General features: G+C 50.0%; 10 protein-coding genes. 7 read left to right on the top strand and 3 right to left on the bottom strand.

All coding sequences use genetic code 11. The annotated features are described in order from the left end of the window. Positions 1-548 precede the first annotated feature (548 nt). Positions 549-1,691, top strand: a complete 1,143-nt coding sequence (locus AB1656_18475) for a heparan-alpha-glucosaminide N-acetyltransferase domain-containing protein (GenBank protein MEW6237372.1) — start codon at positions 549-551, stop codon at positions 1,689-1,691. 42 nt (positions 1,692-1,733) lie between these two features. Here AB1656_18475 and AB1656_18470 read toward each other — a convergent pair whose 3' ends face one another. Both AB1656_18470 and trmB read right to left on the bottom strand, forming a co-directional pair. Further along, complete coding sequence (locus AB1656_18470) at positions 1,734-2,180, bottom strand: hypothetical protein (protein ID MEW6237371.1); 447 nt, start codon at positions 2,178-2,180, stop codon at positions 1,734-1,736. A 116-nt stretch (positions 2,181-2,296) separates the two neighbouring features. Next, positions 2,297-2,956, bottom strand: coding sequence for a tRNA (guanosine(46)-N7)-methyltransferase TrmB (gene trmB / locus AB1656_18465; GenBank protein ID MEW6237370.1), 660 nt, complete (start codon positions 2,954-2,956; stop codon positions 2,297-2,299). 198 nt (positions 2,957-3,154) lie between these two features. On the opposite strand from trmB, the gene AB1656_18460 reads away from it, so the two are divergent. The 3 genes from AB1656_18460 to AB1656_18450 all read left to right on the top strand — a co-directional run bounded on the left by AB1656_18460 (position 3,155) and on the right by AB1656_18450 (position 5,730). Continuing rightward, positions 3,155-3,592, top strand: a complete 438-nt coding sequence (locus tag AB1656_18460; protein MEW6237369.1) for a cyclic nucleotide-binding domain-containing protein — start codon at positions 3,155-3,157, stop codon at positions 3,590-3,592. 102 nt (positions 3,593-3,694) lie between these two features. Then, a complete protein-coding gene (locus tag AB1656_18455) occupies positions 3,695-4,144 on the top strand; it encodes a cyclic nucleotide-binding domain-containing protein (GenBank protein ID MEW6237368.1) in 450 nt (149 codons plus the stop codon). A gap of 191 nt (positions 4,145-4,335) precedes the next feature. Next, on the top strand, positions 4,336-5,730 hold the full coding sequence (locus AB1656_18450) for a nucleoside hydrolase-like domain-containing protein (protein ID MEW6237367.1): 1,395 nt from the start codon (positions 4,336-4,338) through the stop codon (positions 5,728-5,730). 275 nt (positions 5,731-6,005) lie between these two features. Here AB1656_18450 and AB1656_18445 read toward each other — a convergent pair whose 3' ends face one another. Next, a complete protein-coding gene (locus AB1656_18445; GenBank protein MEW6237366.1) occupies positions 6,006-7,058 on the bottom strand; it encodes a deoxyhypusine synthase in 1,053 nt (350 codons plus the stop codon). A gap of 165 nt (positions 7,059-7,223) precedes the next feature. Here AB1656_18445 and AB1656_18440 point away from each other — a divergent pair, with 165 nt between their 5' ends. From AB1656_18440 to AB1656_18430, 3 genes are read left to right on the top strand one after another with little or no spacing between them, the layout of a single operon-like run. Continuing rightward, positions 7,224-7,412 (top strand): hypothetical protein, encoded by a 189-nt coding sequence (locus tag AB1656_18440; protein MEW6237365.1) that lies wholly within the window; start codon positions 7,224-7,226, stop codon positions 7,410-7,412. 52 nt (positions 7,413-7,464) lie between these two features. Continuing rightward, positions 7,465-9,165, top strand: coding sequence for an arylsulfatase (locus tag AB1656_18435; GenBank protein MEW6237364.1), 1,701 nt, complete (start codon positions 7,465-7,467; stop codon positions 9,163-9,165). 51 nt (positions 9,166-9,216) lie between these two features. Then, positions 9,217-10,095: a hypothetical protein gene (locus tag AB1656_18430; GenBank protein MEW6237363.1), complete on the top strand. Its 879-nt coding sequence runs from the start codon at positions 9,217-9,219 to the stop codon at positions 10,093-10,095. The last annotated feature ends 6 nt before the right edge of the window (positions 10,096-10,101 follow it).

Below are 10,101 nucleotides of genomic sequence, written 5' to 3'. Positions count from 1 at the left end.
GGCGATGGATTTTCCAAAGGAAGATTTAGGCGCGATTCCATATTTTTAGGATCGTATATTTCCCATTGATTATTGGCTAGATTACTATACCCAGCCGAATTTCTCCAACCCGTAGCAGCATTTCTAATAGTAACTCATGTTACGTGCGGTTAAAAAGATGAAGTTGTCAATTAGAATCGCCGTTTCGAATCGCGAAAACACGAAACGAAAAAGAAAAACACGAATAAAAGTGGGCGCTTGGGATTGCGTAGTGAAATGCTTTTTTTTCGTGAAATCCAAAAGAATCCGCGATATCCGCGATTCGAAAATCTTGTGGTATTCGAGCCTTTTCGTGGTTTCACGATTCAATATTTTAAGCAAAAATAACTCCATTATGTTTTTTATCTTGCGTAACATGAGATTGTAACTCTCAATAAGATTTGAAATAAAAAGCAGCGAAAATCCGTATTCGGCTCGCTTAAATCTTCGCCATAGGCGTCTTGATAAAAGAATCGGCGGGGATTATCAATAATGAATTTTCAACGAATGACGAAGGGAGCAACTTTTACATGAACGAAGCGCAGATTCAAAACAACTACCCAAAAGGCCGGCTCGTTTCCCTCGACGCATTTCGTGGATTTACCATGATGTCGATGGTGCTGGTCAATAACGCCGGAGATTGGGAGCATATCTACTCGCCCTTGGAACACGCGAAATGGAACGGCTGCACGTTCACCGATCTCATCTTTCCCTTCTTTCTCTTCATCGTCGGCGTCTCCATGTCCTTTTCCTTCGCCAAACGCCTGCAAAGCGGCGGCGACAACTCGCCGCTTATCCGGCAACTCATCCGTCGCAGCCTCATCATTTTCGCTCTCGGCCTGTTTCTGAACGCCTTGGGCAACTTCGATCTCCACACCATCCGCATCCCCGGCGTACTCCAGCGCATCGCCATTTGCTATTTCGCCGTTGGGTGGATCGTTATCGGATTGTCTCCCTTTTGGCAATGGATGTCAGCCTTCGCGTTGCTCTCCGTCTATTGGATCGGGATGCTTTTCATCCCCGTTCCCGGCTATGGCGCAGGCGTAATCGAACCCGTCGGCAACTTCTGCTGGTGGATCGACAACCATACTCTCGGCGGACACACATGGCCCAACGCTCCCGCCGCCGGATTCGATCCGGAGGGCGTCTTTAGCACTTTGCCCGCCATTGTTACGACGTTATTGGGGTATTTCGCGGGGACCTGGCTGCGCTCCCATCAGGAAGAAAAAAGCCGTTTGATCGGCCTCTTTCTCTCCGGCGACGCCTGTTTGCTGCTTGGGTATATCCTCACGGCATGGATGCCCTTCAACAAAAACCTATGGACCGTTCCCTATGTTTTTCTCACCGCCGGGCTGGCGCTTCATTTACTCGCTTTCTTCTATCTGATTATCGACGTATTTGGCTACCGAAAATGGGCTGTTCCTTTTCTGGTTTTCGGCAGCAACGCCATATTCGTGTACGTTCTCTCCAGCATCGGCGGCGAGCTGTTGGGAATGATCTCCATCGGTCAGGGCGAGGCGCGGATGGATGCGATTTCCTGGATCGTGCAAAATCTCTTCGCTCCCTGGACCTCCCCCGTCAACGCTTCTCTGCTTTACGCGATAGCGTTCGTCCTCTTCTGGTTGGGTGCAACATCCATCCTATACTGCAAAAGGATTTTTATAAAAATATAGACGCAGGGTTAACTCGAAGCGAATGGCGGCCCGCCACTGCGGCTAGTAGGAAGGCAGCGCCGAATGCAGATCGGAAGGATCGAAAGATACCGGCGCTTGCGAATACGCGCCGCCGGGGAAATAGGTCTTTTGCCGAATCAGATAGAGCATATCGATGTACTTTTTCTTCGATTCCTGAGAAAGCGGACTACCAAGAATGCGCCCCATCTCTTTCAGCGCCAAGTCGTCGAACAGACGCAGCGAATAGAGAATTTCAACCGGTTCGTTCAGCATATACCGCTTGACGAGACTTTCCAGCGTCTGGCTCTCGCCATTTTCCAGTTCCAACGCCTTCATTTCTTCTTGAAGGATTTGCACTTTTTTGAAATAGGCATATCGCCGGCAGATATATAAAATCGCTAGTACGGCTAGCGTTATCCCGATGAGAAACCAGAATAACAATTCGACAGGCACGTCGGTAGGCTTGATCCAAGAGATTTGGCCTAACATGATCACCGCCTCCTTTCGTTGGCGTTTTCAAACCCTCCTATCTTGAATTATATCTCGTTGTTACAGAAATGCCAATTTGATTCTGTCAAATATATTTACAAATATGTAGTTGTATTTTACGAATACGCCGCTACTACTTGATAGGCAGCGGAGTAGATGGGGCGGGATTCTTGGCGGAACTTGATTTCGTAATGCGTCGCGGAGTCCGGGGCTTCCTCCCTATCTTCGATAATCTCGTTGGAAACATTATCTTCCATAAGCGAAAATAAACCGCTGCCGTCAATACGCTGGCGGGCGTCGGCGTAATATTCAGCGTGATCGGTTTTCAACAAAAGCCTTCCCTCCGCTACCAGCGTCTCCGCCATTTTCTCCAAGAGCCGGGAATTGAAAAGCCGGCGCTTGCGATGACGGTCTTTGGGCCAGGGATCGGGAAAATAGACGTGATAAGCCGCAATCGAACGAGGCGGCGTCAGCAGCTTCACTACTAAATCAGCATCCAAACATAGAAAAAAACGGTTGGGCCGGGGATCGCGGGCGGCGCGCCAAAGAGCGATGCGAATCCATTTCAACGACCGTTCGATGCCAATGAAGTTCGTTTCAGGCCGCCGTCTCGATTCGGCGAGGATGAAGCGTCCTTTTCCCGTCCCGATTTCGATTTCCACCGGATGGCGATTTCCGAAGATTTTCTCGAAATCCAGTTTTTCGTCGATGCTTCCGGGGGAGACGAGTTGTTCGTCCATCTCCGGCGTATAATGATAAATGGTCTTGGCGCACATTGCTTCTTCATTCCATCTTTATTCGTTTGCGCAATAAACCCGAAGAAATGAAAAAAATCAAGCGCCGTTTTCCCCTGCCATCCCGCTTATATAAATAGACAACGAGAGATTTCCATTATAGGATTAAAAAAACGAAGCGTACGATGCGTTCAAGGTTTTTATTGCCGCAATCTAAATTATATCTTTTCGGATGTTTGGATGATGACGAATTATTTTTTGTTCGAGTCGGAAAATGAAATCGTCGAAGCGGCCAAAGGCCAGGTTCTGATGCGCCAGGGCGAGCCGGGGACGTGCGCCTTTCTTTTGGTGGAAGGAAAACTAAAAGTGGAATTGGAAAAAAAACCGCCTCCTGTTTTCATTGCGGAAATCACTCCCATCGATATCGTAGGCGAAATAGCCATCTTAAGCGGCAAGCCGCGCTGCGCCACTGTGACGGCGATCGAAAACTCGAAATTGATCCGCCTGGAAAAATCTCGGCTCAAATTTTTATTCCGGCGCAATCCCGAAGCAGCTGAATTTATTGTAAAACTCCTTTGCGCCAAACTCATCGGCGCCAATGAATTTATCGCCGAACACTGCGAATATGAAAGACAATTTTCCGGCGAATTCAAAAAATGGATGGAAATGGAGGATTAGAACCGATTTTTTCTTCCTTTTATTATGGAAGAATATTCATCTCCAACGATTTCGCCGTTCGCGGCGAAAAAAGCGCCAAGTGGATGATCGGCCAGCGAAATTATGAGTCTGCTCAAAATTCTTAAAGAAACCAACGTGGATCTCGCCAAGGATATCCGTCTTTATCCCCCCGGCCATGTATTGATTCGCCAGGGCGAAGCGGGAACATGCGCTTATATGCTTCTGTCCGGCATGTTGAAAGTCGAACGCGAAGTCAACGGCAAACCGCTTTTCATCACCGAAGTGAAACCGGTCAATATTGTAGGCGAAATGTCCATCCTCAGCGACAGTCCGCGATCCGCCACTGTCACCGTCGTTGAGAACGCCAAGCTGCTGAAAATAGAAAAAATCCGCATCAAAACCATGATCCGCCGTTATCCCGATATTGGAGAAGCGCTATTGAAACTTCTATGCGCCAAATTGAACCGCGCCAACGAAATCCTGGAGGAATATCACAAGTATTACATTGAATACGCCGCAGTTCATGATAATCCAACATTGGATATAACATAAAAACAGGCGTTTTTAACAAAATCCACTATTTACAAATACTTAAGAATTTCTCTATTTGGCATGGCTCTGAAAATATCGCCGCTGCAAACGGACTGAATACGACTCAATATCATTGCTTACTTTCTGGGCGCAGAAGTATATATCTCGTACAAACAGCGCTGAATCGGAACAAAAGGAGATGGAATCAAACCATGAACCGATATGCAAGATTAATCGGATTATTCGCTTTGATGACCGTATATCTTAGTGGGTACGCTGCAGAAAAACCCCGCGTTATCGTTCTCACCGATATCTCCAACGAACCGGATGATGAGGAATCGCTCGTGCGTTTTCTGGTATACAGCAATGAATACGATGTCGAAGGGATCATCGCCACAACCTCAGTATGGCTGCGCCAGAATCCAAGACTGGACTTAATTCAGCGGGACATCCAAGCATACGGCCAGGTGCGGAATAATCTGTTGAAACATGCCCAAGGCTATCCCGCCGCAGATCGCTTGATGTCAGTCGCCAAAGAGGGGCAGACTGGATTCGGAATGGAAGCAGTGGGATTCGGAAAAAGCACGGAGGGTTCCAACCATATCGTTGCTGTAGTGGATCAACCCGATGAGCGCCCCATTTGGATTTCGATATGGGGAGGAGCCAATACGTTGGCGCAAGCGTTGTGGGATGTAAAATACGCGCGAACGGAGTCGGAATTAAAGCGATTCGTATCCAAGCTGCGGGTGTATACCATCTCCGATCAAGACGATGCGGGGCGTTGGCTGCGCATCGCTTATCCCGATTTATATTACATCGTCACTCCCAGCAGCGTCGATTCGAAGGAATACTACAAAGCCGCCTGGACGGGGATTTCTGGAGACCGGCACTATAAAAACGGGCCGTTTGAATATTTCGAGCTGGTGGATAATCCTTGGCTGACGGAAAACGTGATCGAGAATCACGGGCCTTTGGGCGCGTTGTATCCCAAACTGGCTTATATCATGGAAGGCGATACTCCTTCCTTTTTGAATCTCATCAACAATGGTTTGGGCAGCGATCAAAATCCCGCGTACGGCGGTTGGGGAGGCCGTTACGTTCTTCACCAATCCTATGCGGAAACGCATCCCATCTATACCAACAGCCGCGATACAGTGACTGCGCGAGATGGTTCGACTTACACCACGGCTCAGGCAACCGTCTGGCGCTGGCGGGAGGCGTTTCAATACGATTTCGCCGCGCGTATGGATTGGTGCGTTGCGAAAAACTTTCAAGACGCCAACCATAATCCCGTTGCAATCATCAACGCTATGCCGGGTAAGGATATTCTCGAATTGAATGTCAAACCAGGAGATAAAGTCGAGTTATCCTGCGAAGGATCGAGCGATCCTGACGGCGACAAATTCGATACATCCTGGTTTGTTTATCCGGAAGCGGGAACCTATTCGGGTGTAGTTGAATTATCCAATTCTCAAGGAGCCAAGACCGCGTTTATTGCCCCTCCGATAAAAGAACGATCTACCATTCACGTCATTCTCCAGTTAAAAGATCATGGGACTCCACCGCTATTCAGTTATCGCCGGGCGATTGTGTTGGTGGAACCGTAATATTCAGCATAATCCGAGAGAAAAATTCTCGGATCGATTCATGTAAAATCCATATGCGTACTTTGGAATGGAAACGTCCGCGATGAATGTTATGACCAGGCGCCATCCGATGAAATTAGAATTAGCTATGAGCCGCTAATGTCCGGTTGTTTTCAATGGAATACGCTGGATATAAAAAAACAATATTCAATGACGAATAGCGTATAAAAAAAAGCGGGAATGCGCTATAACCCATTCCCGCTTTACTAGAAGCTATTTATTATTCGATCATATAATCATATAATCGGCGCCGTTTCGAATAGATGGTTCAAGCCGCGCGCTTCCCGGCTCTTCCAGTTTTCCTTGAAATAGGCGTATCCGGCGATCAACGGAACCGCCAGCGTCGCTTCGCTGTAGACCATCTGCTCGAAAACCGTATCCACCTTGCCCCAGCTGCTGGCTTCCTTGAGCGTGCTGCCGGAAAGCGCGCCGTCGCGTACGTCCGCCACTGTTACCTGAATTGCGTATTTGTGCATCGGCGCGTCGTTGCCCAGCACTTCCGCCGCCACGACGATGTCCTGAGCGAAATTTTTGGGAACGCCGCCGCCGATCATGAACAATCCCGTCTCTTTGTTGCGGATTTTGATCTGCGTCAATTCGAGAAAATCCTTGGCGCTGTCGAGGCTCACCTTGGGCGCGTCTCCCCGCGCCGATTGGTGCGCCACGAGTCCGAATCCCGCCGAACAGTCGCTGAAGGCGGGACAGAAGATGGGCAGCTCTTTTTTATAGGCTTCAAAAACGATGCTGTCCGCCGTTTCCGGTTTCGTCCGTTCCAGATAAGCGCCCATCTCCATGATGAATTCCCGCGATGAGTAGGGGTGCGGCTCCAATTCGTCGGCGATCTTCCGAATGGTTTCGTCGCATTGGCGCAGGTCGTCCTCGTCGATCAGCGTATCGTAGATGCGGTCGATATGCAGGCTGCGCAAGACGTCGTCGTCCAATCCCGCCTTGAGGCGGTCTTCGGCGATGTAGTGACGGAATCCCAGCGCTTCCAAAAAATCCTGATCGACGATGTTGGCGCCCGTGCTGACTACGGCGTCCACCATATTAAGACGGATCATATCCGCGAAAATCCGCTTCAATCCGGCGCTGATCAGCGATCCCGCCAGGCAAAGAATAACGGCGCAATCCTTGTCCATCAACATGCGGTCGTAAATCTCCGCCGCGCGGGACAGGTCTCTCGCGCTGAAAGCCATGCCGCGCATAGCTTCCACGAGGGGAACGACATTATGTTTCGTCATGTCGATATGTTGAATCGTCTCTTTGAGAAAGTCTTCCTTTCTCGGCATAATAAATCTCCTTATTTCCATCCAAACGATGGTTTCGCTGCAAAAAGATATTATAGAATCGTTTATTCCCTATACGGAGAGTCTTGCAAGTTTTAAAGTAATAATGATGGAAATAATAAAATCGGCGTTTAGGCGCCGCAGGATAGGTTTAAGGAGGAAGCGTTCATGAAGTCTATTCCGAAATTGTTGATTTTATTGGGTATTATCGCCATTATTGTGGGGATTGTTGTCAAATTGATTGGCATCGATTTTTCCTCCGCATTCGTATTGTACCCCTTCAAGCCCCAAAGTTTTATGAACTTCGCCAACTCGCTCTTTCTTCTCTCCATCGCGATTTCTGTTTTGAAAGAATGATCGCTTATCTACTTCATCCATGATCTGTTGGAAGGCGAAATGGAGAAGTAAAATGCCTTTAAAAGTTACCTTCACCCGCCGGGAGTTTTTGGAAAAAAGCGGCCAAGGTCTTCTGGCGGGTTCCGCCGCCTTTATGGCGTCCTCGCAGACGATCGCTCATGAGTCCGCCGCCAAGCCGCCTAATGTGATTCTCATTCTTACCGACGACCAAGGCTATGGCGACCTTGGCGTTCATGGCAACGATAAGATACGTACACCGAACATCGACCGATTTGCCGGGGAAAGCGTGGAGTTTACGCAATTCTTCGTTTCTCCCGTCTGCGCCCCAACGCGCGCCAGCCTCATGACCGGACGCTACAATTATCGCACCGGCGTCGTCGACACCTATTTAGGCCGCGCCATGATGCACGGCGGCGAAACCACGCTCGCCGAATTGCTCGGCGGGACGGGCTATCGCACGGGCATCTTCGGCAAGTGGCATCTGGGCGACAATTACCCTATGCGCCCCATCGACCAGGGTTTCCAGGAGGCGCTGGTTCATAATGGCGGCGGCATCGGCCAGCCCGCCGATCCTCCAGGCAATAGGTATCACAATCCCATTCTTCAACGCAACGGCAAGGCGGAAAAACACGAAGGTTATTGCACGGACATCTTCACTTCCGCCGCCATCGGCTTCATCCGCGAGAACCGCCAGCGTCCCTTTTTCTGCTATCTCGCGACCAACGCTCCCCATACGCCGCTGCAAATCGACGATTCTTACGTCAAACCTTACTTGGATATGGGCCTCGACGAGACAACTGCCAAAGTCTACGGCATGGTAACCAACATCGACGACAACATCGGCAATTTGTTGGCCGAATTGAGAACCCTCGGCCTGGAACGCAACACGATCGTCATTTTCCTCACTGACAACGGCCCGCAGCAGACTCGTTATACGGCTGGACTGCGCGGCTTAAAAGGGCAAGTCTATGAAGGGGGCATTCGCACCTCTTTCTTCATCCGCTGGCCGGAGCGTATACAAACGGGCGCGAAAATTGACCGCATCGCTGCTCATATCGACATTCTGCCGACTTTGCTCGAAGCCTGCGGCGTTTCCAAACCCGATAATCTCGCCATCGATGGAAAAAGCCTGCTACCGCTCCTGACGCAAAAAACTCCCGCTTGGCCTGATCGCACGCTGTATTTTCAATGGCATCGCGGCGACGAACCCATTCTCTTCCGCAACTGCGCCGCCCGCGGCCAACGCTATAAACTCATTAATGGCGAAGAACTCTACGATATGAATGCCGATCCCGGCGAAAAGAACGATATCGCCGCCGTCCATCCGGATATCGCCGCTGCCATGCGTAAAGATTGCGAGAAATGGTTCCGCGACGTTTCGTCCTCGCGCGGCTATGCTCCCCCCCGTATTCAACTAGGAACGCCGTATGAAAATCCTACGATCCTCACTCGCCAAGACTGGCGCGGCCCCCGCGCCGGTTGGAGCAAAGATTCTCTCGGATATTGGGAAGTCGAAACAGCCGCAGCGGGAACGTATAAAATCATCTTGCGCTTTGATCCCGTCCAAAACGCCTCTGAAGCCCATTTTCAACTGAGCAGCGCAACCGCGACCCAGCCTATACAAAAAGGAGAGGACTCTTGTATATTCTCTTCTGTATCCTTGAACTCCGGCGCGGGAAGACTGGAAGCCTGGATTGAATCGAATGGAAATTCGGTTGGCGTAAATTATGTAGACGTAAGCAAACAACCATAAACCATCGAAAAATATCGTTGTACATATTCCTTTACCAAGGGGGAAAATCTAATGAGAACGGTATTTTCATCCTTCGCGTTGTTCCTTTTCTGTTGTTCCTCGTTCGCCCAGTCGTGGGATATTTCAAGCCTCTTCGACGATTACAAAACGGAAGGTTGGTATATTTACTCGGCGCCGCGCGCTGGAACGGAAATCACTCAAAATAGCGATGGAACCGTCTCTATTGCCCGGCTAGGCGCCGACAGCCAGACGGTCTACCTCACCCATGACGTTTCCTGGATCGAACCGCCCGACGGAACGGCGGAATTTTGGTATTTTACCTACGAGTTCCGGCTAAGAGTCGATCAAATCGGCGGTCCCAACAGCGGCGCCGCTGACGAACACGGCGACCGTTCTTCCATCTATCCCCTCAAAAACCGTCCCGACGGCGTCGTGGATACTTACTCGAATGGACGCACTTGGCTTTGCAGTTTCGATAAGAATTACATCGGCAGCCGCTATTTCGCCAATGCGTTGCTACCTATCTATGAACTGGATTTATCCCAATTTCACGTGCTGACATTCGTCTGCAAATTCGATTATGTCCTTTATGACGAAAAGGTTCTCCTCGCGCCCGACATCAATTACGGCGAAGCCTTTGAAGGAGACGCCTACCCCGACCGCGCTTTGGGAGATCACTCCCCGTGGACGCTCTACGTCGACCGCAACTTCGTCGAACCGGCCTTGACCGATATGCCCGGCAGCGGTTGGAATGGCTGGGGATCGCCCGCCGTCGATGCGGACGGCATCATGCAAATCGGCTTTCAAGGCAACACGCGCGGCAAGATCACGCTCGATTATTTCCGCACCGGCAACGGCATTATTCTCGATCCCAACGAACCGGTCCGCACCGGCGTTCTAAGTTGGCGTTTGTGGGAAATATTCGAATAAAAGAAA

Source organism: Candidatus Omnitrophota bacterium (genome assembly GCA_040755155.1).
GTDB lineage: Bacteria > Hinthialibacterota > Hinthialibacteria > Hinthialibacterales > Hinthialibacteraceae > JBFMBP01.
Note: the sequence above shows the minus strand (reverse complement) of the source record. Positions and strands in the feature narration are given on the sequence as shown.

Coding starts and splice junctions, on each gene's coding strand:
- AB1656_18475 (MEW6237372.1), top strand. CDS start 549: ATGAACGAAGCGCAGATTCAAAACAACTACCCAAAAGGCCGGCTCGTT.
- AB1656_18470 (MEW6237371.1), bottom strand. CDS start 2,180: ATGTTAGGCCAAATCTCTTGGATCAAGCCTACCGACGTGCCTGTCGAA.
- trmB (MEW6237370.1), bottom strand. CDS start 2,956: ATGTGCGCCAAGACCATTTATCATTATACGCCGGAGATGGACGAACAA.
- AB1656_18460 (MEW6237369.1), top strand. CDS start 3,155: ATGATGACGAATTATTTTTTGTTCGAGTCGGAAAATGAAATCGTCGAA.
- AB1656_18455 (MEW6237368.1), top strand. CDS start 3,695: ATGAGTCTGCTCAAAATTCTTAAAGAAACCAACGTGGATCTCGCCAAG.
- AB1656_18450 (MEW6237367.1), top strand. CDS start 4,336: ATGAACCGATATGCAAGATTAATCGGATTATTCGCTTTGATGACCGTA.
- AB1656_18445 (MEW6237366.1), bottom strand. CDS start 7,058: ATGCCGAGAAAGGAAGACTTTCTCAAAGAGACGATTCAACATATCGAC.
- AB1656_18440 (MEW6237365.1), top strand. CDS start 7,224: ATGAAGTCTATTCCGAAATTGTTGATTTTATTGGGTATTATCGCCATT.
- AB1656_18435 (MEW6237364.1), top strand. CDS start 7,465: ATGCCTTTAAAAGTTACCTTCACCCGCCGGGAGTTTTTGGAAAAAAGC.
- AB1656_18430 (MEW6237363.1), top strand. CDS start 9,217: ATGAGAACGGTATTTTCATCCTTCGCGTTGTTCCTTTTCTGTTGTTCC.